19 protein-coding genes are annotated in these 19,960 nt (G+C 73.1%); 7 read left to right on the top strand and 12 right to left on the bottom strand.

The window, feature by feature from the left end:
- Positions 1–105: 105 nt before the first annotated feature.
- On the top strand, positions 106–1,767 hold the full coding sequence (locus tag OHB09_RS31645; RefSeq protein ID WP_006140139.1) for a beta-1,3-glucanase family protein: 1,662 nt from the start codon (positions 106–108) through the stop codon (positions 1,765–1,767).
- Between the two features lie 82 nt (positions 1,768–1,849).
- Here the strand turns inward: OHB09_RS31645 and OHB09_RS31640 are convergent, their stop codons facing one another.
- Positions 1,850–4,930 (bottom strand): lectin, encoded by a 3,081-nt coding sequence (locus OHB09_RS31640; protein WP_328922917.1) that lies wholly within the window; start codon positions 4,928–4,930, stop codon positions 1,850–1,852.
- A 375-nt stretch (positions 4,931–5,305) separates the two neighbouring features.
- On the opposite strand from OHB09_RS31640, the gene OHB09_RS31635 reads away from it, so the two are divergent.
- Positions 5,306–5,668, top strand: a complete 363-nt coding sequence (locus tag OHB09_RS31635; RefSeq protein ID WP_191853694.1) for a DUF488 domain-containing protein — start codon at positions 5,306–5,308, stop codon at positions 5,666–5,668.
- A 102-nt stretch (positions 5,669–5,770) separates the two neighbouring features.
- Here the strand turns inward: OHB09_RS31635 and OHB09_RS31630 are convergent, their stop codons facing one another.
- On the bottom strand, positions 5,771–6,418 hold the full coding sequence (locus OHB09_RS31630) for an NADPH-dependent F420 reductase (RefSeq protein ID WP_191853693.1): 648 nt from the start codon (positions 6,416–6,418) through the stop codon (positions 5,771–5,773).
- A gap of 41 nt (positions 6,419–6,459) precedes the next feature.
- Positions 6,460–7,344: an inositol monophosphatase family protein gene (locus OHB09_RS31625; protein WP_397891661.1), complete on the bottom strand. Its 885-nt coding sequence runs from the start codon at positions 7,342–7,344 to the stop codon at positions 6,460–6,462.
- A gap of 160 nt (positions 7,345–7,504) precedes the next feature.
- On the opposite strand from OHB09_RS31625, the gene OHB09_RS31620 reads away from it, so the two are divergent.
- Positions 7,505–8,419: a LysR family transcriptional regulator gene (locus tag OHB09_RS31620; protein ID WP_040895110.1), complete on the top strand. Its 915-nt coding sequence runs from the start codon at positions 7,505–7,507 to the stop codon at positions 8,417–8,419.
- A 57-nt stretch (positions 8,420–8,476) separates the two neighbouring features.
- Here the strand turns inward: OHB09_RS31620 and OHB09_RS31615 are convergent, their stop codons facing one another.
- From OHB09_RS31615 to OHB09_RS31605, 3 genes are all read right to left on the bottom strand, one after another.
- Positions 8,477–9,490, bottom strand: coding sequence for an SDR family oxidoreductase (locus OHB09_RS31615; RefSeq protein ID WP_191853692.1), 1,014 nt, complete (start codon positions 9,488–9,490; stop codon positions 8,477–8,479).
- A 174-nt stretch (positions 9,491–9,664) separates the two neighbouring features.
- Entirely contained in the window at positions 9,665–10,645 is a 981-nt protein-coding gene (locus OHB09_RS31610; protein WP_319351255.1) for a sulfite exporter TauE/SafE family protein, read from the bottom strand.
- A gap of 143 nt (positions 10,646–10,788) precedes the next feature.
- On the bottom strand, positions 10,789–10,983 hold the full coding sequence (locus tag OHB09_RS31605; protein WP_006140131.1) for a DUF2795 domain-containing protein: 195 nt from the start codon (positions 10,981–10,983) through the stop codon (positions 10,789–10,791).
- A gap of 153 nt (positions 10,984–11,136) precedes the next feature.
- On the opposite strand from OHB09_RS31605, the gene OHB09_RS31600 reads away from it, so the two are divergent.
- Positions 11,137–11,484 carry a hypothetical protein gene (locus OHB09_RS31600; RefSeq protein ID WP_191891199.1) on the top strand — a complete coding sequence of 116 codons (348 nt, stop codon included), beginning with the start codon at positions 11,137–11,139 and terminating at the stop codon, positions 11,482–11,484.
- 39 nt (positions 11,485–11,523) lie between these two features.
- Here OHB09_RS31600 and OHB09_RS31595 read toward each other — a convergent pair whose 3' ends face one another.
- Positions 11,524–11,874, bottom strand: a complete 351-nt coding sequence (locus OHB09_RS31595) for a DUF3040 domain-containing protein (protein WP_191853689.1) — start codon at positions 11,872–11,874, stop codon at positions 11,524–11,526.
- 471 nt (positions 11,875–12,345) lie between these two features.
- On the opposite strand from OHB09_RS31595, the gene rox reads away from it, so the two are divergent.
- The 3 genes from rox to OHB09_RS31580 all read left to right on the top strand — a co-directional run bounded on the left by rox (position 12,346) and on the right by OHB09_RS31580 (position 15,649).
- A complete protein-coding gene (gene rox / locus OHB09_RS31590) occupies positions 12,346–13,785 on the top strand; it encodes a rifampin monooxygenase (RefSeq protein WP_328922916.1) in 1,440 nt (479 codons plus the stop codon).
- A gap of 174 nt (positions 13,786–13,959) precedes the next feature.
- Positions 13,960–14,802 (top strand): helix-turn-helix transcriptional regulator, encoded by an 843-nt coding sequence (locus OHB09_RS31585; protein ID WP_191891201.1) that lies wholly within the window; start codon positions 13,960–13,962, stop codon positions 14,800–14,802.
- A gap of 94 nt (positions 14,803–14,896) precedes the next feature.
- A complete protein-coding gene (locus tag OHB09_RS31580; RefSeq protein ID WP_006140126.1) occupies positions 14,897–15,649 on the top strand; it encodes an SDR family oxidoreductase in 753 nt (250 codons plus the stop codon).
- Positions 15,650–15,663: 14 nt separating this feature from the next.
- On the opposite strand, the gene OHB09_RS31575 is transcribed toward OHB09_RS31580, so the two are convergent.
- The 5 genes from OHB09_RS31575 to OHB09_RS31555 form a co-directional block, all read right to left on the bottom strand.
- The gene (locus OHB09_RS31575) at positions 15,664–16,617 is read right to left on the bottom strand and encodes a quinone oxidoreductase family protein (RefSeq protein ID WP_191853687.1); all 954 of its coding nucleotides are present in this window, start codon (positions 16,615–16,617) and stop codon (positions 15,664–15,666) included.
- Complete coding sequence (locus tag OHB09_RS31570; RefSeq protein ID WP_191891403.1) at positions 16,614–16,973, bottom strand: hypothetical protein; 360 nt, start codon at positions 16,971–16,973, stop codon at positions 16,614–16,616. Before OHB09_RS31570 ends, OHB09_RS31575 begins: the two co-directional genes overlap by 4 nt.
- Positions 16,970–17,833 (bottom strand): DODA-type extradiol aromatic ring-opening family dioxygenase, encoded by an 864-nt coding sequence (locus tag OHB09_RS31565; RefSeq protein ID WP_006140123.1) that lies wholly within the window; start codon positions 17,831–17,833, stop codon positions 16,970–16,972. Before OHB09_RS31565 ends, OHB09_RS31570 begins: the two co-directional genes overlap by 4 nt.
- Before the next feature lie 64 nt (positions 17,834–17,897).
- Complete coding sequence (locus tag OHB09_RS31560; RefSeq protein ID WP_328727694.1) at positions 17,898–18,725, bottom strand: citryl-CoA lyase; 828 nt, start codon at positions 18,723–18,725, stop codon at positions 17,898–17,900.
- Positions 18,718–19,956, bottom strand: a complete 1,239-nt coding sequence (locus tag OHB09_RS31555) for a CaiB/BaiF CoA transferase family protein (protein WP_328727695.1) — start codon at positions 19,954–19,956, stop codon at positions 18,718–18,720. The genes OHB09_RS31560 and OHB09_RS31555 overlap by 8 nt, the downstream gene beginning before the upstream one ends.
- Between the last annotated feature and the right edge of the window lie 4 nt (positions 19,957–19,960).

The following is a 19,960-nucleotide window of genomic DNA, read 5'->3' as shown; positions in this document are numbered from 1 at the left end:
TCTTGACCGGGGATTGGTTCAGTCCAATAGTGGAACTCGCGCTCACTCCCCTTGAGAGCGCTCTCACACGGCACCCTCCACCCCACACTCCCCCAGGAGCCCGTCGTGCTCTCCCGTCGTGCCCTTCTCACCGCCGCGGTGGCCACGGCCGCCGCGCTCCCGCTCGCGAGCGCCGGCACCGCCAGTGCCGCCGCCTCCCTCCCTCTCACCCTGGCCAACAACTCCGGCAGTTCCGCGCAGGTCTACGCCTACGTCACCGGCGCCGACACCTCCGGCTGGCCCGGGTTCGTCACCGGTGACGGCGTCTTCCACCGGCTGGCGGACGTCTCCGCCGTGCAGACCCCGACGCCCGACTACTCCATCGCCCTCGGTGGTTCGGGCTCCTCCCCCGTCCGGCTGACGCTGCGCGACTACATCATCGGCGGCCGCGTCTGGTTCTCCGTCGGGAAGAAGATCCAGTTCTTCGTCAACCCGGCGAGCCTGAACGGCGGGAGACCCGGCCTCGTCCAGCCCGGCTTCACCAGCAACGACCCCAACTGGACCACCAACTGGGGCTTCGCCGAGTTCACCTACAACTCGGCCAACCTGTACGCCAACATCAGCTACGTGGACATGGTCGCCCTGCCGATCTCGATGTCCACCACCGGCGCCTCCGGGAACCAGTCGGTGCCGGCGCTGCCCTCGACCGCGCTGGCCTCCATCGCCTCGGGGCTGCGCACGCAGCACTCGGCGGACGGGGCGCCGTGGGACCGGCTCGTCGCCACCGACTCCTCCGGCGCGGTGCTGCGGGTACTGGCCCCCTCGCACGCGCCGGCCGACTTCGGCTCGTACTGGAGACCGTATCTGGACCGGGTGTGGGACCACTTCCGAAGCAACACCCTCACCATCGACGGCCAGGGCTCGATCGGGGCGTACTCGGGCCGGGTCAGCGGCGACGTCCTGACGTTCTCGGGGCTCAACACCAACGGGGTGCCGTTCACCAAGCCCTCGGCCGCCGACATCTTCGGCTGTGCGAGCGGTCCCCTCTACAATTCCGGCTCCGACGCGCGCGGCGCGATCGCGGCCCGGCTGGCCGCCGCCCTCAACCGCTCCAACCTCCTGGTGTCCGGGGGCGCCAACCAGCCGAGCGGGGTGCGGCCCGACCAGTACTACACGGAGTCGATCACCAACCACTACGCCCGGCTGGTGCACCGGTTCTCCACCGTCGGCTACGCCTTCCCCTACGACGACGTCGGCCCCACGGGCAGCGCCCCGGTCGACGGCCATCTGCAGGACGTGGCGCCCACGTCCTGGACGCTCACCCTCGGTCCCGGCTCCGGCGGTTCCGGTGGCGGCGGGGGTGGCGGAGGCGGCGGCACCAGCGCGTACGCCACCGTCCAGGCGGAGAGCTACAGCTCGCAGAGCGGCACCCAGACGGAGGCCTGCTCGGACAGCGGGGGCGGGCAGGACGTGGGTTACATCGGAGCCGGTGACTGGCTGAAGTACTCCGGCCTGGACTTCGGCAGTTCCTCCCCCACGCAGTTCGTGGCGCGGGTCGCCTCGGGGGTCGGGGCCGGGGTGAGCGGGGCGATCCGGGTACGGATCGACAGCGCGACCGGGCCGCAGATCGCGGAGATCGACCTCGGTGACACCGGCGGCTGGCAGAGCTGGCGCACCATACCGGCGAACGTCACCCGCTCCGTGACCGGTGTGCACGACGTCTATCTGACCTTCGCGGACAGCAGCACCGAGTTCGTCAACGTCAACTGGTTCACGTTCACCAAGTGAGGGCCTGAAGGCGGCCGGCCGGTCCCCCGCGCACCTGAGGTGGGCGGGGGACCGGCCGGCCGTCGTGCGCGGGCCGTACCGGTCAGGCGGGCAGCGTCCACCTCTGGGCGGCGCCGCCGTCGCACGCCCGGAGCTGGAGCTGGGTCCCCTCGGTGGTGGACGGCGCGGCCAGGCAGAGCCCGGAGTTGGTGTTCACCAGCCGTCCCGCGGACGTCGCCCGCCACTGCTGGGCGTTGGTCCCGTTGCAGGTGTAGAGCTGCACCCTGGTGCCCTCGGTGGTGCCGCTGTCGGCGGCGTCCACGCAGCCGCCCCGCAAGCGCAGGGTGCTGTCGGCGGCCACGGTGACGGTCTGGGCCTCGCCGCCGTCGCAGCCGCGGATCTGGATCGGTGTGCCGTCGGCCGTGGCACCGGACCTGTCGTCCAGGCACAGGTTCTGGCCGGCCCCCGCGGTGACGGGACCGGTGCGGGCGCGCGGGGCGGCGGGCAGGTTCCACTTCTGGGCGGTGCCGCCCGCGCAGTCGCGGATCTCCAGACGGGTGCCGTCGGCGGTCGAGGCGTTCGGATCGTTCAGGCAGCGCCCTGAGTTGGTGTTGACCAGGGTGCCGCCGGACCCGGGGGACCAGGCCTGCGCCCCGGTCCCGTTGCAGGTCCACAGGCGGACCGCCGTGCCGTTGGCGGTGCCGCTGTTGGCGACGTCCAGGCACTTGCCGAGCGCCCGCAGGGTGCCGTCGTCTGCGACCGTCCAGTCCTGTGCGTAGGTGCTGTTGCAGGTGTGGATCTGCACGGCGGTGCCGTCCGCGGTGCCCGAGTGGTCGACGTCGAGGCACGTGCCCGCGTTCACGCCGGAGGTGACGATGCCGGCCCTCGGGTCCGGCGGGGCGAGGACGGAGCCGTGGTAGGAGGGCGGTGCCGCGCTCGCCGCGCTCGCCCAGGAGGTGTTGGCGGTGGTGCCCAGGCGGTAGGTGAGGGTGCCCCCGTCGCTGAGTGCGTTCGTGGGCGCGTAGGCGTTGTTCCAGGCGGCGCCGTCGAAGCTCGCGGACTGCACGTAGGGGGCGTCGTCGGCGGCTCCCTCACCGTTGATCGTGAGGGTCCGGCCCGAGGGCAGGGTGAGCACGGCCTGGGGGAACAGCGGGGAGCCGAGGGCCAGGTCGTCGGTGCCGGGGGTCATCGGGAACATGCCGAGGGCCGACCACACGTACCAGGCGCTCATCGCGCCGAGGTCGTCGTTGCCGTCGGCGAGACCGGCGGGGGTGTTGGCCCAGATCTGGTCCTGGATGGCCCGCACGGTGCTCTGGGTCTTGTAGGGCTCGCCGAGGTAGTCGTACTCCCAGGGCAGTTCGATGCTGGGCTCGTTGCCGACCCAGGCGTAGCCGTTGGCGCCGGTGTAGCTGCGCAGCACGGTGTCGAGGTAGTCGCTCATCACGGCGTCGCCGCCCTTGGCGGCGGCCAGTCCGGCCACGTCGAAGGGGACCATGCCGCTGTAGATCCAGGAGTCGGCCTCGACCATGTCGGTGCCGCTGGTGGGGTCGAACCCGGCCGTCCAGGTGCCGTCGGCGTTGCGCGGCTGGACGAATCCGGAGGCCGGGTCGAGGGTGCCGCGCCAGTCCTGGGCGCGGTCGGCGTAGGTGCGCTGGTTCGCCGTGTCGCCGAGCGCGCCGGCGAACGCGGAGAGCGCGAAGTCGGCGGTGGCGTACTCCAGGGTGGTGGCCACCGGGCCGTAGAAGTTGCAGCAGCCGTAGCCGCCGTTGTGCGGCAGGTAGCCGGGGGCGTCGAGGTAGTTGAGGCCCGGCCGGTCGTTGTTGGTGGTGCTCGCCTGTTTCACCAGGCCGGCGAGGGCGGCCGAGGTGTCGAAGTCCCGGGCGCCGAAGGCGTGGTAGTCGGCGAGGATGGCGGCCGCCGGGTCGCCGACCATGACGTAGGACTCGCCGTTGTTCTCCGACCACTTGGGGAAGACGCCCGTCTGCCGGTAGTCGTCGAGCATCGACTGGGCGGTGTCCGAGGCCACCTCGGGGCTGACCAGCGCCTCGAGCTGCGCCTGGGAACGGTAGATGTCCCAGCCGGAGTAGTTGGCGTAGGCGGCGTCGTGGCCGGGGTCGACGGTGTGCGTCCTGCCGTCGAAGCCGTAGTACTGGCCGGTGGTGTCGCTGATGACGTTCGGGTGCAGCAGCGAGTGGTAGAGCGCGGTGTAGAAGAGGGTCTGCCGGTCGGTGGTGCCGCCGGAGATCCCGATCTTCCCGAGTGCGTCGTTCCAGGCCCGGTGGGCGGCCGCGCGGGTGGCGTCGAAGTCCCAGCCGGGTGCCTCGGCGGTGCGGTTGGCGACCGCGCCCGCGACGGAGACGTAGGAGAGTCCCACCTTGGCCCGGACGACCTGGCCGCCGGTGGTGTCGAAGGTGACGCGGGCGTTCGCGCCGGAGGTGCTCTGCGCGGTGTACGGGCGGTCGAAGACCATGTCGAAGTAGACGGTGTAGGTGTTGCCCGCGCCGCAGAACCGGCCGCTGGTGACCTGCCCGCTCACCTCGGTGGCGGAGACGGCGGTGAACCTCGTGTTCGAGCCGCCGTTCTGGCTGCCGCCCAGTTTGAAGAGCAGATTGGCCTGGGTGGTGGAGGGGAAGGTGAAGCGGGCCATGCCACTGCGGGTGGTCGCGGTGAGTTCGGTGGTCACCTTGTTGTCGAGGGCGACCTTGTACGCGCCGGCCGTGGCGGACTCGGCGGAGTGCGAGAAGGAGTCCTTGGCCGCGTAGTCGACGGCGCCGACGGTGGGCAGTACGGGGATGTCGCCCGCGGCGCCGCAGCCGGGTCCGGCGATGTGGGTGAGGCTGAAGCCGGTGATCGAGGAGTCCTTGTACTCGTAGCCGCCGCCGGGCGGCCGGGAGGGGGTGTCCGGGCTCCACTGGACCATGCCGAACGGCATGTCGGCCCCGGGGAAGTCGTTGGCGTCGTTGGACGTCCCGATGAACGGGTTGACCAGAGCCGCCGGGTCCGTGACGGGCGCCGCCGCCCTCTCCGCCGGACGGGCGGAGCCGGCCGAGGCCTGGACGGGCATGGCGAACGTGGCGATCAGGGCCAGGCCCGCGCCCGCCCCGGTCAGGGCGGCGAGGCGCCGCCATCGGGGTGGACACCTGCGCGCCGCGGCGCGCCCGGCACCGGTCGAGGGGGATCTCATGAGCCGCCTCCTGTGCGAGGAATGGGGGGTGGCCGTGCGGGTCGGAGGGCGCCGAACGCGGCGAGTGCCGGGTGACAACGTTGTCCGAGCAGATGCGGAACGCTCGGCGGGGCGGCGGGCACGGTTGCGGTGCGGGGGCAGGCGCCGGACTCCCGGGGCGCACGGAGTGCGGGCCGGGACGGCCGACGGATGCCGGGGAGGAGCCGAAGAGGGAAGCGCTCCGCCACGTTAGAGATCGATCATGGCCATGTCAACAGAGGGGGTGGACACCGTTCCCCGGCGCACGGCGCGGGCCGCCGGGTAGCGTGGAGGACGGGGTGGTGTCCGGCCCGGAGCGGCGGCGCCCGGAGGCCGGGCTCCCACGAGGAGGTACCCATGGCACGCACGAAGGCGGTCCACGTCCGCCGGGTCTACGAGGAGCCCGCGCGGGACGACGGCACCCGCGTCCTGGTCGACCGGATCTGGCCGCGCGGCATGAGCAAGGACCGGGCGCATCTGGACGAGTGGTGCAAGCAGGTGGCCCCGTCCACGGAACTGCGCAAGTGGTACGGCCATGTCCCGGACCGTTTCGAGGAGTTCGGCCGGCGCTACCGGGAGGAACTGAAGGAGCCCGAGCGGGCCGACGCGCTGGCGCACCTGCGCGAACTGGCCGGGGACCGGCCCCTGACCCTGCTGACGGCGACCAAGGATCCCGGGATCAGCGCGGCCCGGGTGCTCGCGGGGCTGCTCCGGGCCTGAGCGCGGGGCTGCTCCGGACGTAGGCGCGGGGCCGCCGCGGACCGTGGGCCACGGGTCGGGGGACCGCGCCCTGCGGCGCGGTCCCCGGTGGCGGGCGGTGGGTCAGCGGGACAGGGAGACGGCCGTCGGCCGCAGGCCCTGGTGGCGCAGCACCTGGGTCACCAGGAGGATGAGGACCTCGGTGGCGCGCGCGGTGCCGATGTCGCCGATGTCCTCGATCCAGTCCGGCTTCCAGCCCAGGTCGCCCAGGAGCCGGGCCACGGTGTCCTTGGCGTCCTGGTCGTCGCCGGAGAGGTAGGCGGTGGGCGGGGTGGCCAGGGACTCGGGCGCCGTCATGACCACGTGCAGCATGGTGTTGAGGGTCTTCACGACGCGGGTGGCGGGCAGTGCCCGCTGGAGCCGTTCGCCGAGGCTGCCGTCCTGGTGCACCAGCTCGCCGGGGAGGCCGTCGGGACCGTGGTGGGTGGCGTTGGCGATGTCGACGAGGATCTTGCCGGCGAGCACGTCCGCCATCGCGCCCAGGCGTTCGAGGGTGGTGTCGCCGGGCGTGGCGTTGATGACGAGGTCCCCGGCGGCGGCCGCGGAGCGCTGGTCGGTGAAGCGGACGCGGGGGCCGAGGTCACGCGCCTGCGCGGGGAGTTCCCGGGCCGGATCGCGGCGGCCCACGACGACGTCGTGACCGGCGAGGGCGAGCTTGCGGGCCAGGCCGAGGCCGACGCGTCCGGCGCCGAGGATGCCGATGGTGGTCATGAAGAGTACGTCCTCACTCGTGAAGGGGCGGGTGGTGCCGGTCACTTGACGGGGGCGAGGGCCGCGGAGACGGCCCGGTGGACGCCGGGGGCGGCGGCCAGGAAGTCGCGACGCGCGGGCGTCCAGGGGTCGCCGTGGATGTCGGTCACGACGCCGCCGGCCTCGGTGACGAGCAGGGCCCCGGACACGAGACCGGAGCGCACCTCGGAGTACTGCCAGAAGGCCTCCATGCGGCCGGCCGCGACGTTGATGAGCTGGAGGGTGGCCGGAACGGAGACCCTGACCACCAGACCGGCCGTCAGCAGGGCCGTGACCGACTCGCCGATCCGGCGGTAGGTCTCCTCGTCCTCGTCGGGCCGGGCCTGCCCGGTGGCGACGAGTGCCGCGTCCAGACCGGTCTTGGTGGAGACGTGCAGCGGCTCGCCGTCGAGCGTGGCGCCGTGGCCGGCGACGGCGGTGTAGGTGTCGCCGGCCAGCGGGAGGTGAACGGCCGTCAGGACCGGCCGGTTGTCCCGCATGAGGGTGGCGGTGACGGCCCATTCGGGCATGCCGTGGACGTGGTTGATGTTGCCCTCGGCCGGGTCGACGATCCACCACTCGCCCTCCGGCATCGCACCGGTGGCCAGTTCGTCCTCGACCCACCGCGAGCCGGGCCGGGCGGCGAGCAGGCGTCGCTCCAGCTCGGGCAGGACCGCGTTGTCGTTGGCCTGGAGCTCCTCGAAGATCTCCGCGATGTTCCGGGCACGGGCGTGGGTGGTGTAGCGCTCGCGCAGGACGGCGCCGGCGGCCTCGACCGCGGCGCGCGCCTCGCCCAGCAGCACCTCGTCGATACCGGCGGCCTTCATCTCGGCCTGCAGCGCGGCCTGGCTCTCGGACTTGTTCTGGGACTTTTTCTGGGACTTGTTCTGGGACTGGACGGCGGACATGGCGGACTCCTCACGCAGAAGGGAAGGCAGGGGAAGGAGAGAGAGGTCGGGCCCTCGGCCGCCGCTGCCTCACTCACACGGGCGAAGCGGCCTGCACATGACGTTAGGTACGGCGCGGATTAACTACAAATGCACGCTCGTCATCCATAAACTTACTCACATGCAATTGGACCTGAATCTCCTCACCGCCCTCGACGCGCTCCTGGAGGAGGGGAGCGTCGCCGGCGCCGCCGCCCGGCTGCATGTGACCGCTCCGGCGATGAGCCGGACGCTCGGCCGGATCCGCAAGGCGACCGGCGATCCGATCCTGGTCCGCTCGGGGCACACGATGGTCCCCACCGCCCACGCCCTGGCGCTGCGCGAGGAGGTGCACGAGCTCGTGCACCGCGCCCACGGCGTGCTGTCCACCCGCAGGGAGATCGATCTGGCCACGCTGGAGCGGGTGTTCACCGTGCGCTGGCACGACGCGCTCACCGCCGCGTGCGGCCCGGCCCTGGTGGCCGCGGTGCACCGGCGGGCCCCGGGGGTACGGCTGCGGCTCGTCGCGGAATCCGCCTCCGACACCCCCGAGCTGCGGCGCGGCGAGGTCGACCTGGCCTCCGGGACCGCCCCGTCGACGGCGCCCGACGTCAACAGCCGGTTCCTCGGTGAGGACCGTCTCGTGGTCGCGCTGCGCACCGGGCATCCGCTCACCGCGCGCCCGCTGACCGTCGAGCGGTACGCCTCGGCCGACCACCTCACCGTCTCCCGCCGCGGCCGGCTGCACGATCCGGTCGACGCCGCCCTGGAGGCCCTCGGGCTGCGGCGGACGGTCGTCGCGGCGGCGCCGAGCGCGGCCACGGCCCTGCAGCTGGCCCGGGAGACGGATCTGCTCGTCACCGTCCCCGGCACCATCATCCGTACCGCGCTGGAGGCCCTGGGGCTGACGACGCTGGCGCTGCCGGTGCCCATGGAGCCGATCCCGGTGCACCTGATGTGGCACCGGCGCCACGACCAGGACCAGGCCCACCGCTGGCTGCGGGAGCAGGCGTACGCGGCGGTGGAGGCGGTACTCGGACCGGTGCCGCCCACGTGACCGGGGTGAGGGAGGGGGACGGTGGACCGCTCCCCCGCGTCCTCTCCCCCCGCGCGGTCACCTCCCGCGGGAGCCCCACGCGGCGGCCGCGCCGAGGCCCGCCGCCGCGGCGGTGAGGCCGCCCAGCAGGGCGCGCCGGTGCCGGGACAGCCACAGCACCGGGTCGCGGCCGTGTGCCCGCGCGCCGAAGTCACCGTGCGCGCCCCGGTCCTCGGTCTCGTCGGAGGGCTCGTCGACGTTGGCCCCCCAGCGCGGCAGGTCCTCCTCGGTCTGCTGGGCGGCGACGACCTTGCGTCCGAGGTAGAGGTCCATGAACGTGGGGGCGAGGCGTTCGCCGAGGATGGTGTAGGCGGTGGACAGGCCGACCCACAGGTTGCGCCGGGGGTGCTCGGCGAGGAAGACGATGCCCTTCGCGGGGAGTTCCGGCTGGAACACGGGCGGCACGGGCCTGGGGTGCTTCGGCATCCGGCTGAGGTTCCAGTCGAACTGCGGTGTGTTCAGACCGGGCAGCTGGATCATGCAGATGCGGACCTTGCTGCGTTCGTGGATCAGTTCGGTCCTGACCGACTCGGTGAAGCCCTTGACCGCGTGCTTGGCGCCGCAGTACGCGGACTGCAGCGGGATGGAGCGGTAGGCCATCGCCGAGCCGACGTTGACGACGACACCCCGGTCACGCGGCCGCATGTGGGCGAGCGCGGCCCGGGTGCCGTTGACCTGGCCCAGGTAGGTGACCGCGGTCATGCGTTCGTACTCCTCGGGCGAGGTGTCCCAGAAGAAGGTGAGCGCGCCGGCGAAGGCCACGTTGACCCAGACGTCGATCTCGCCCATGTCCCGCTCGACCCGCTCGGCGGCCCGCCGCACCGCCTCGTGGTCGGCCACGTCGACGGGAACGGCCAGGGCGCTGCCCCCGGCGTCCTCGACGTCCTTCACCGCGCCGTCCAGGCCGGCCCGGCCGCGGGCGAGCACCGCCACGTCGTATCCGCGTGCCGCGAACTCGCGCACGGTCGCGCGGCCGACCCCGGCCGTTCCGCCGGTCACCACCGCGAGCTTTCGCCCCGTCCTGCTCGGCATGCGCTTCCTCCTCGGTCCTCGTTCCCGCCCCCGTGCCCGACCTGGGTCGATCCTCGGACGGCGGTCTGCTCCGCGTCTCGAGGGGTGCGGGGTACCCGCGAGGTGGGGGCGGGTAAACGGGGGCGGAGGTCCGCCCTCCGGCAGGGAGGGAAGCCCGGTGGGGCGAGGGCCCGCTCAGGTCGGGAGGCGCACGCCCTCCGGTCCGACCCGGTCCCGGTCCCGGTCCCCGTCCCCGTCGCCGTCGCCGTTGCCGGCCGGGCCGGGCGGGCCGGGCGGGGGCGCCGCCGAGGACGCGGCGGCACGGCGTCGCTCGCGCAGCGTGAGCCCGGCGCCCGCCCCGGCGAGCGGCACGCACACGGCCAGGAGGACGGCGCCCGGCACCGACAGCATGGACAGGCCGGACCCGGTGAGCAGCACCACCAGGGCCCACCGCAGGGCCGGTCCGGTGACCCGGGTCGACAGCCGGGCTCCGAGGAGGACGCCCGGTATCGCCCCGACGAGCAGGGTGGCGGCGAGCCCGAGGTCCGCGTCGCCGCGCACCAGGTGCCCGAGCGCTGCCGCCGCGACCACCGGGATCGCCTGCACGAGATCCGTGCCGACGAGATGGTTCGCCCTGAGCCGGGGGTGCGCCAGCATCAGCATCACGATGATCAGGGAACCGGAGCCGACCGAGGTCATCCCGACGACGGTCCCGCCGAGCAGTCCGATCCCCAGGGTCGCGAGGGGACGCACCGGCACGTCGCCCGACTCGTCCGGGGCGGCACCGCGCCTGCGGTCGAGCGCCATGCGGACGAGCATGCCGAGGACGGCCAGCAGCAGCGCCCCGCCGATGACGTACTTGACGTGCCGTTGCAGCGCCCCGCCCTCGCCGAGCGCGCGGAGCAGGAACACGCCGCCGAACGCGGCGGGCACGGCCGTGGGCAGCAGCCAGCGGACGAGGTCCCAGCGCACGGTGCCGGCCCGCTGGTGCACGACCGCTCCGAACGGCTTCATGAACACCGAGGCGGCGAGGTCGCTGCCGATGGCCGCGGTGGGGTTGACGCCGAACGCCATGACCATGATCGGTGTCATGAGCGCGCCGCCGCCCATACCCGTCAGTCCGACGGCGAGGCCGACGAGCGCCCCGGAGAGGATGAGCGGCCCGGAGAAATCCATGGCCGCACATTAATGAGTTCTCCTATGGGGAACGTAGGGAATCCACCCCTCGGACACCGTGCCCCCTCCCCGGCCCTCCGAGCGCGCCTCGCAGGGGCGCGGAGCTGGGGAAAGGAGCGCGCCGGGGCAGTCCGGCCCTTCGGTCACCCGTTGTCGAACACGGCCTTCTGGACCTTGTTGGGACCGTCGAACTCCGAGACGCCGGAGTTCGACAGCTTGTCGACGAGGGCGTCGTCGGCGCCGTTGTTCCTGGCCAGCTCGACCAGGTCGTCGCGGCTCGCGGGGTAGTCGGCGCCCTTGAGGGCCTTCTGCAGGTCGATGGGGCTGATGCTCGCCATGGCGCGGCTCCTCTTCGGGATGGTTTCCGGTGAAACGCACGGTTCCGGGTCAAGTCACCGCAGCGTCCGGGCGTAAACGGCCGGCGCCCCGATTCGCACGGCACGCCCGGGGTACTTCCGCGGCAGCACACTGGCCGGTGGAAGGGAGCAGGCATGCTGTCTCATGCGCTCGAGCGTGGTGTCCTCGTCCTCACCGTGCACCGCGATCCCGGTCCCACCGGGCGCGCCGCGCTCGCCGCGGAGATCGGCAACCTGGTCCACGCGTACCGTCCGAGGCCCGTCGTGGTCGTGCTCGAGGAGCCCGCCGCGGGCCCCGCCACGGTCGGTGCGGTCCTGCGTGCCCACCGCCTGTGCAGCGGTCTGGGCGTCCTGATGTCCGTGTCCACCCACAGTGCGCCCGCGCGGCGGCTGCTGGAGGAGGGCGCGGACACCGGCGGCTGCCGGCTGGTCGTGCACGCGCGCAGGGACACCGCCGTCGCCGCGGCGTTCGCGGCGGCCTGACGTCCTTCGCCGGACGCCTCTCGTGCGCCCGCGCCCGCACTAGGCCCGGTCGGCGAGGCCCGGTACGGGGTCGTCCTGGAGGGCATGGCCGGGCCGGGGCGCCCGGTGGTCCGGCCGGTGCGTCGCGGCACCGGCGCCGAGGGCGGACGTGAGGGCGATGACGATCAGTGCGACGGCCACGCAGGCCGCGATGACGAGCCGTCGTCTGCGGCGCGCGGTGCGGGTGCGGGCCGGTGCGGGGGGCGCCTCGGGAGCGGCGGCCGGCGTGGGCGGGCAGGGGGCCCGGCGGGCCTTCGTGATGTCGCCGAAGGTGTCCAGTTCGGCCGCGAGGTCGGGATCCTGGGTCAGGAGTTGCCGCTCGATCTCGGCCAGCTCACGTTCGTAGTCCATGAGGCGCTCCTCAAGGTGCGGCGCTGCGGCGGTCGCGCCGCGCGGCGGCGGCTGCGGTCGACCGGAGGCGGCACGGCGCGTCCGGCGCGCGGTGACGCGGACCGGGCCGTGCGGCCCCTCGCCGGTGAAGTACCCGCACTGGGTGAGCCGACGCCGGACGGACCCACAAACCCCCGGGAATCCGCGAAACTCACGAACGGCGGAAGAACGAAGGCAAGGAGCGCTTGCCGGCTCCTTGCCACGCTCAACGTATAGCGCACGGGGGGCCTTGCGGCAAGGCCGGGGTCGTGCCGCACAATCGTCGACCCGAAGCCGGAACATGGGGTTTTCGGTGATTCATGACGTATGCGCGCCTTCGACGTACGCGGTCCTCGGCGTATGCGGTCCTCGGCGTATGCGGTCCTCGGCGTATGCGGTCCTCGGCGCGTGCGGTCCTCGGCGCGTGCGCGTCTTCACGTAGGGGGAAAGTCCATGATCGACGTGATCATCGCCGGTGGCGGTCCGACCGGCCTGATGCTGGCCTGCGAACTGCGGTTGCACGGGGTGCGCACGCTCGTGCTGGAGAAGGACGCGGAGCCGACCAGGGTCGTCCGCGCGCTCGGGCTGCACGCGCGCAGCGTCGAGGTGCTGGACCAGCGGGGTCTGCTGGAGCGGTTCCTCGCGCTCGGCACGCGGCACCCGGCCGGCGGGTTCTTCGCCGCCCTCGTCAAGCCGGCGCCGGAGGGGCTGGACACCGCGCATCCGTACACCCTCGGCATCCCGCAGACGGCCACGGACCGTCTGCTGGCCGAGCACGCCGCCGCGCTGGGCGCCGAGATCCGGCGCGGCCGCGAACTCGTCGGGCTGAGCCAGGACGAGCAGGGGGTGAGCGCCGAACTCGCCGACGGCACACGGCTGCGCTCGCGCTACCTCGTCGGCTGCGACGGTGGCCGCAGCACGGTGCGCAGGCTGCTCGGCGTCGGCTTTCCCGGGGAGCCCTCCAGGGTCGACACGCTGCTCGGGGAAGTGGAGTTGACCGCTCCCCCGGAAACGCTGAACGCCGTGGTGGCCGAGGTGCGCAGGACCGAGAAGCGGTTCGGCGCGATGCCCCTCGGCGACGGGGCGTACCGCCTGGTCGCGCCCGCCGAGGGGGTCGCCGAGGACCGCACGGTCCCGCCGACCCTGGAGGAGCTGAGGCGGCAGGTGCGCAAGCTCGCCGGCACCGACCTGGGCGTGCACTCACCGCGCTGGCTCTCCCGCTTCGGCGACGCGACCCGCCAGGCCGAGCGCTACCGGTGCGGCCGGGTGCTGCTGGCCGGCGACGCCGCGCACATCCATCCGCCGACCGGCGGGCAGGGCCTCAACCTCGGCCTCCAGGACGCGTTCAACCTGGGCTGGAAGCTGGCCGCGGAGGTCGCCGGCTGGGCACCGGAAGGGCTGCTGGACAGCTACCACGCCGAACGGCACCCGGTGGCCGCCGAGGTGCTGGACAACACCCGTGCGCAGATGGAGCTGATGTCCGTGGAGCCGGGGCCGCAGGCGGTGCGGCGGCTGGTCTCGCGGCTCATGGACTTCGAGGAGGTGAACCGGTACCTGACGGAGCGGATCACGGCGATCGGCATTCGTTACGACTTCGGCGAGGGCCATGAACTGCTCGGCAGGCGACTGCGGGACGTGCGGCTGGGGCGGGGGCGCCTCTACGAGCTGACGCGCGGCGGGCGCGGGCTGCTGCTCGAGGGGACCGGAGGCCTCTCGGTGGCCGGCTGGGAGGACCGGGTCGACCATGTCGTCGACACCGTCGACGACGGCGAGCGACTGGACGTGCCCGCGGTACTGCTGCGTCCGGACGGCCATGTGGCGTGGGCCGGTGACGACCAGGGGGAACTGCTGGACCGGCTCCCCCGGTGGTTCGGCGCTCCCACCGCCGGCTGAGCACGCCGGTGGGGTGCGGGTGGTCGCGGGCCCGCGCGTCCCGCGCCCCACCGTCGGCATCGCCGTCGGGGATCGCCAGGGGGGGTCCCGCGGTCCCCGGTAAAACGCGGCCTGGTAGTCACCGTGGCGCCGGACGAGACTCTTCCTCACCGCACGACACGGAAGGAGGCGGTGATGGAGGACCGGAACGCGCTCGGTGAGTTCCTGCGCTCGCGTCGCGAGCGGCTGCGCCCCCGGGACGTGGGCCTGGCCCCCGGCGGCCGGCGCCGTACTCCCGGTCTGCGACGCGAGGAGGTCGCGCAGCTGGCGGCCCTCTCGTCCGACTACTACTCCCGTCTGGAGCAGGGACGGGTGAGGACGCCCTCGGAGGCGGCCCTCGCGGGTCTGGCCCGGGCGATGCGCCTGAGCGGCGAGGAGCAGCGGCACCTGTTCCGCCTCGCCGGTCAGCGACCGCCCGAGCCGCACTCTCCGCTGGCCCCCGTTGATCCGGCGATGCGGTACCTGCTCGACGTACTGGACGGCACCCCGGCGCAGATCTGCGACGACCTGCTGACGGTCGTGGCGCAGAACCGGGCCGCGGAGGCCCTGCTCGGGGGATGGACCGGACTGCCGGGCCACGAGTCGAACGTGACCTGGCGCTGGTTCGCCGACCTCTCCTCGCGCGAGCTGAACGACCCGGCCGAACACGAACGCATCGGCCGCGCGTACGCCGCCGATCTCCGCGCCGGCCTGGCCGGACGGTCGACGCGCGATGCCGCCGCCCACGGACTGGTGGCCGATCTGCTGTCCCGCAGCGGGGAGTTCGCCCGCATGTGGGAGGAGCACGAGGTGGCGGCGCTGTCCTCGGCGCCCAAACGCATCCTGCACCCGCTGGTCGGCGAGCTGGACCTGCAGTGCGACGTGGTGCTCAGCCCGGCGACCGGGCACCGCCTGGTCCTGTTCCGTCCACGTGCGGGGTCCGACGCCGTGGCGAAGGTCGACTTCCTGACCGTGCTGGGGTCGCAGTCCTTCGACTGAGTCCCCCCGCCCGCTCCCGCTTCTCCCCCTCCGCCGGTCCGCCCGGACCCGCGGCCATCAGTCACGCCCTCACACCCCATCGACAAGGAAACCCGTGAACGTCACCAGCAGCACCGTCTTCATTCCCGGCGCCACCTCCGGGATCGGCCTGGGCCTGGCCCTGCGCCTGCACGCCGCCGGCAGCACCGTCATCATCGGCGGACGCCGCACCGAGCTTCTGCGGCGGATCGCCGCCGAGCACCCCGGCATCGACACCGTCGAGATCGACACCACCGACCCGGCCTCCGTCGCCGCCGCGCGGGAGGATCTCGCGCGCCGGCATCCGAGCCTGAACGCGCTCATCACCATGGCCGGGATCATGGAACCGGAGGACCTGCGGGACCCGGCCTCCCTCGACGTGGCCGAGCGCACCGTCGCGGTCAACCTGCTCGGGCCGATCCGCCTGGTCAACGCCTTCCTGCCCGGTCTGCTCGCCCGGCCCTCGGCGACCGTCATGACCGTCAGTTCCGGCCTGGCCTACGTGCCGCTGCCCGCCACCCCCACCTACAACGCGACCAAGGCCGCGATCCACTCCTTCACCGAGTCGCTGCGGGTGCAGCTGACCAGGAGCAACGTGCGGGTCGTCGAACTCGTCCCGCCGGCCACCCGGACCTCGCTGATGAACCAGGAGAACAGCGAGGTCGCCATGCCGCTGGAGGAGTTCCTCACCGAGGTGATGGATCTGCTGCGGACCCGGCCGGACGCCGAGCAGATCCTCGTCGAGCGGGTGAAGTGGCAGCGCAACGCCGAGGCCGAGGGCCGCTACCAGGACGTCCTGAACGTCCTGAGCGCCCGCTACCGCGACTGAGCCACTGGGCGGTCTCAGGGCAGCAGCACGATCCGGCCCGAGGCGGCGCCCTCCCCCTGACGTTGCCACGCCCGGGTGGCGTCGCTCAGGGGGGCCGTCTCGTGCGTGACGGAGAGGTGTCCCTCCGCCGCCCGCCGCGCGATCTCGGTGATCGCCTCCGCCCGTTGCCGCGCCGTCAGTTCGTTGTTGGTGTAGCCGAGGACGCGGAGCGACTTGCTGCGCAGCGTCGCGGAGTCGAGGGGGCTGGTCCCACCGGCCGCGCCGCCGAGGTTGACCAGCCGGCCACCCCGGCACAGGGCCCGGGCCGCGGCCGCGGCGGGGGCGCCGAACAGCGGGTCGAGGACGAGGTCCACCGGGCCGTCGGCGGCCTCGGTGAAGCGCTCGGCCAGCACGGCCACGTCATCGGTGTCCAGGGCGACGACGGCGTCGGCGCCGGCCCACCGGGCGCGGGCACGGGCCGCCGGAGAGCGGGCCCCGGCCACCACCCGGCGGGCGCCCGCGGCACGGGCGAGGCGGACCGCCGCCTCGCCCACCACACCGCCGGCGCCCAGCACGATCACCCGCTCACCGGGCACGAGTCCGCCGCGCCACGTGAGCGCCATGTGCGCGGCGACGGCCGACAGGCCGAGCGCGGCGACGGCGACCGGGTCGGCGCCCTCGGGGAGTGCGACGACGTCCTCGGCGCGGGCCACGGCCCGTTCGGCCATGCTCCCGTCGCCGGGGGTCATGCCGGCCGGGGTGGCGAACCACACCGTCCGGTCCCCGACGCTGCCCACGCCCTGCACCCCGGGCACGTACGGCGTCGCGGGCCGGCCGAAGTAGGAGGTTCCGGTGGCGCAGAGCAGGTCCAGCGGGGTGATCGGGGCGGCGAGCACCTCGATCAGGACCTCCCCGGGCCCGCACACCGGCTCCTCCCGGTCGGTGACGGCGGGGGGCCGTCCGGGTTCGCGCAGTTCCGCCGCCCTCATGTGGCGATGTCGGGGTAGGGCAGCGACATGTGCGCGAGTCTCCTCGCGTACTCGGTCTGGAAGCCCATCGGCGGGTGGTCCCGCTCGAACAGGCCGATGAACAGGGTGAGGGTGAGGAAGGGGTGCGCGCCCATCTCGAAGAGCGTCACGTAGTCGTGGGTGGCGAGCGCCTCCCGTTCCGCGTCCTCGAGGCGCAGCCAGGTGGAGGACTCCCCGGTGACGCAGTTGAGGATGCGGTTCGCGTACACCTCCTCCCAGCGTGCCACGGTGGCGCGCGGGTCCTGGCGGTAGCTCTCGACCAGTTCCGGGTCGCGGTCGACGGTGAACAGGAACTTGTTCAGCAGGTACTTGCTCACGCGCGGCCGCCCTTCGGGTACCAGGTGAAGTACGCCTCCATCGTGTGGAAGAGGTCGTAGGTGTCGACGTAGTCGGCGGCGAGCCCCTCCCCCGCCACGCCCATCATCAGCATGAAGTCCATGAAGCCGTGGGTGGCGTTGCCGGGCAGGTGGAGGCTGTCGAGGGTGACCTCGGACAGGCAGCCCTCGATGTCGCCGGAGGAGATCCAGCGGACGGCCTTGCGGTCGAACTCCGGGTCGGGGCCGGTCGGCCCGAACTGCCGTGGCCCGCCCAGTTCCAGGGACAGGTGCCCGGTGCCGATCACCGCGACCCGCTTCTCGGCCGGCCACGACTCCACCAGGGCCCGTATCGCGCGCCCGAGCTGCACGAACCGTTCGGGGCGCGGCAGCGGGGGCGCGAAGATGTTGGTGTAGACGGGGACGATCGGCAGGTCGTTCCCCGGGCGCAGGGTGATGATCGGGCACGTGATGGAGTGGTCGATCCGCAGTTCGTTGGAGAAGGCGAGGTCGAATCCGGCGTCCAGACCCCCGCGCAGGAGGTGCGCGGAGAGGTCCTCCTGGCCTCGCAGCACCATTCTGGGGAGGCCGAACTCGCGTTCCTCGTTGTAGAAGTTGGCGTCGTAGACGGGCGCCTTGCCGACCAGGAACTGGGGCATGTTGTCCAGCCAGAACTGGTGGAAGTGGTCGGAGCCCACCATCACCAGCACGTCCGGGCGTGCCTTCGTCAGGGTTTCGCGGAACGCCTCCACCTTGCGCACCCATTCGTCCGCGAAGGGCGGGCGGTCCTCGCCGGTGGAGGTGCTGGCGCGGTAGTAGAAGGGGTGGTGGGTGGACGCGATGACCGCGACCAGTTCAGCCATGCGGACCTCCGTTGGTGTGGCCGGCGGGTGGCGGCCGCCCGGGGGTGGGGGCCGGGCGTACGGGTCAGGCGTGCGGGGGCTCTGGGGTGTACGGATCGGGCGGCACGGAGCGGTTGTTGAGGTCGACGGAGAGGAACATCTCGTTGGCGACGGGGTGGCGCAGTTCCTCGGCGAGTTGCCCGATCAGTCCGGCGGTGCGGGCCAGCAGGGCGAAGCCGCGCAGGAGTTCCAGCGGCAGGCCGAGGTCGGCGAGCGCGGCCCCGCAGACGCCGGCGCCGTTCAACGGCAGGGTACGGCCGAGGACCCGCGGATGGACCCGGCCGATCGCGGTGAAGAGGGTGAGATGCGGCCCGAGGAGGTGCTCCTCCTCGGCGAGGGCGAGCAGCCGGGGGGTGCGCGGGTCGCCGTCCTTGTGGACGTGGTGGCCGAGTCCGGGAACGAACCGGCCCTCGGCGCGCCGCGCCCGTACGGTCTCCAGCGCCACCGCGTCCCAGCCGGACTCGTCCTCGGGCAGGGCCCCGCCGAGTCCGGTCAGTATCTCGTGCAGGAAGCGGCCGCAGTCCTCGGTGACGCCGAGGAAGCGGGAGCCGCCGCCGAGCAGTCCCGCGGCGAGCGCGCCCTGCACGGAGTCCGGTGCGGAGAGGTAGGTCAGCCTGGTCACCATGGCGGTCGGGGTGAAGCCGTGGTCGGCGAGGGCGGCGAGCACGGCCTCGAACACCCGGGTCTCGCCGGGCGTGGGCCGTCGCTGGGTGGCCAGCCAGAAGGCCAGTTCACCGAAGCCGACCTCGCCCATGATGTCGCGGGCCAGGTCGTGCCCGAGCAGGGTGATCGACTCGCGGGAGGAGGCGCCGAGGGCGGTCGGGTACACGGGTACGGGGCGTTCCTCAGCCATCGCCGTCCTCCCGGGGAGCCCGCAGGGCATCGGGGGCGGGCGAAGTGCCGGCCGGGTGGGGGGTGTTGAGCCAGGCGCGGATCTCCGCGCCGTGCTCGTCGGGTTCGGGCGGGGGCAGCCGGTAGGCGGCCGGGGTCTCGGAGAAGCGGATGGGGTGCCGGGTGGTCGGTACGGCGCGTCCGCCCTCGCCGACCTCCACGACCGGGTCGAGTCCGAAGCGCTCGGCCATGGCGAAGCCGCCGTCGATGGTGTTGATCGGCCCGCACGGCACGCCGGCCGCCACGAGCAGGTCGAACCACTCGACGGCACCGCGCGCACGGAGCCGTTCGACGAGGAGCGGCCGCAGTTCCTCGCGGCGCTCGGTGCGGTCGGCGTTGCGGGCGAACCGCGGGTCGTCGGCGACCTCGGGGATGCCGAGCACCTCGCAGAGCTTGCGGAACTGGCCGTCGTTGGCGGCGGTGACGATGAGGTCGTTGTCGGCGGTCGGCAGCGGCTCGTAGGGGAAGACGCTGGGGTGGGCGTTGCCCATCCGGTAGGGGACGACGCCGCCCGCCGCGTAGGCGGAGCTGTGGTTGACCAGTCCGGTCAGCGCCGAGGACAGCAGGTTGACCTCGACGTGCTGTCCTGTGCCGGTGGCCTCGCGGTGGCGCAGGGCGGCGAGGATGCCGATGACGGCGTGGTTGCCGGCCATCACGTCGAAGACGGAGATCCCGGCCCGGTACGGCGGCCCGTCCGGGTCGCCGGTGAGGCTCATCAGCCCGGAGATCGCCTGCACCATGAGGTCGTACCCGGGCACGTTCCGGCCCGCGCCGGTGCCGAAGCCGCTGATGGACGCGTAGACGATGCCCGGGTTGGCGGTCCGTACGGAGTCGAAGTCGAGGGCGTAGCGGTCCAGGCCGCCGGGCCTGAAGTTCTCGATCAGGACGTCCGCGCGGCGGGCGAGTTCCCGGGCCGCGGCGGCGTCCTCGGGTTCGCGGAGGTCCAGGGTGAGGGCGCGCTTGCCGCGGTTGACACCCAGGTAGTAGGTGGAGACGCCCTCGCGCACCGGGGGCGTCCAGGTGCGCGTGTCGTCACCGCGCGGTCCCTCGACCTTGATGACGTCGGCACCCATGTCGGCGAGCAGCATGGTGGCGTAGGGGCCGGCCAGGATACGGGAGAAGTCCGCGACCAGCAGTCCCGACAGGGGACCACCGCCTCCGGTCGTCGGGCCGGGTCCGGTGTCGTCTGGCATCAGG

It is taken from the genome of Streptomyces griseoaurantiacus, assembly GCF_036189845.1.
GTDB lineage: Bacteria > Actinomycetota > Actinomycetes > Streptomycetales > Streptomycetaceae > Streptomyces > Streptomyces griseoaurantiacus.
Note: the sequence above shows the minus strand (reverse complement) of the source record. Positions and strands in the feature narration are given on the sequence as shown.

Coding starts and splice junctions, on each gene's coding strand:
- OHB09_RS31625 (WP_397891661.1), bottom strand. CDS start 7,344: ATGTCCGCCGTCCAGTCCCAGAACAAGTCCCAGAAAAAGTCCCAGAAC.
- OHB09_RS31595 (WP_191853689.1), bottom strand. CDS start 11,874: ATGGACTACGAACGTGAGCTGGCCGAGATCGAGCGGCAACTCCTGACC.
- OHB09_RS31555 (WP_328727695.1), bottom strand. CDS start 19,956: ATGCCAGACGACACCGGACCCGGCCCGACGACCGGAGGCGGTGGTCCC.
- OHB09_RS31585 (WP_191891201.1), top strand. CDS start 13,960: ATGGAGGACCGGAACGCGCTCGGTGAGTTCCTGCGCTCGCGTCGCGAG.
- OHB09_RS31575 (WP_191853687.1), bottom strand. CDS start 16,617: ATGAGGGCGGCGGAACTGCGCGAACCCGGACGGCCCCCCGCCGTCACC.
- OHB09_RS31620 (WP_040895110.1), top strand. CDS start 7,505: ATGCAATTGGACCTGAATCTCCTCACCGCCCTCGACGCGCTCCTGGAG.
- OHB09_RS31560 (WP_328727694.1), bottom strand. CDS start 18,725: ATGGCTGAGGAACGCCCCGTACCCGTGTACCCGACCGCCCTCGGCGCC.
- OHB09_RS31630 (WP_191853693.1), bottom strand. CDS start 6,418: ATGACCACCATCGGCATCCTCGGCGCCGGACGCGTCGGCCTCGGCCTG.
- rox (WP_328922916.1), top strand. CDS start 12,346: ATGATCGACGTGATCATCGCCGGTGGCGGTCCGACCGGCCTGATGCTG.
- OHB09_RS31615 (WP_191853692.1), bottom strand. CDS start 9,490: ATGCCGAGCAGGACGGGGCGAAAGCTCGCGGTGGTGACCGGCGGAACG.
- OHB09_RS31565 (WP_006140123.1), bottom strand. CDS start 17,833: ATGGCTGAACTGGTCGCGGTCATCGCGTCCACCCACCACCCCTTCTAC.
- OHB09_RS31610 (WP_319351255.1), bottom strand. CDS start 10,645: ATGGATTTCTCCGGGCCGCTCATCCTCTCCGGGGCGCTCGTCGGCCTC.
- OHB09_RS31600 (WP_191891199.1), top strand. CDS start 11,137: ATGCTGTCTCATGCGCTCGAGCGTGGTGTCCTCGTCCTCACCGTGCAC.
- OHB09_RS31605 (WP_006140131.1), bottom strand. CDS start 10,983: ATGGCGAGCATCAGCCCCATCGACCTGCAGAAGGCCCTCAAGGGCGCC.
- OHB09_RS31635 (WP_191853694.1), top strand. CDS start 5,306: ATGGCACGCACGAAGGCGGTCCACGTCCGCCGGGTCTACGAGGAGCCC.
- OHB09_RS31640 (WP_328922917.1), bottom strand. CDS start 4,930: ATGAGATCCCCCTCGACCGGTGCCGGGCGCGCCGCGGCGCGCAGGTGT.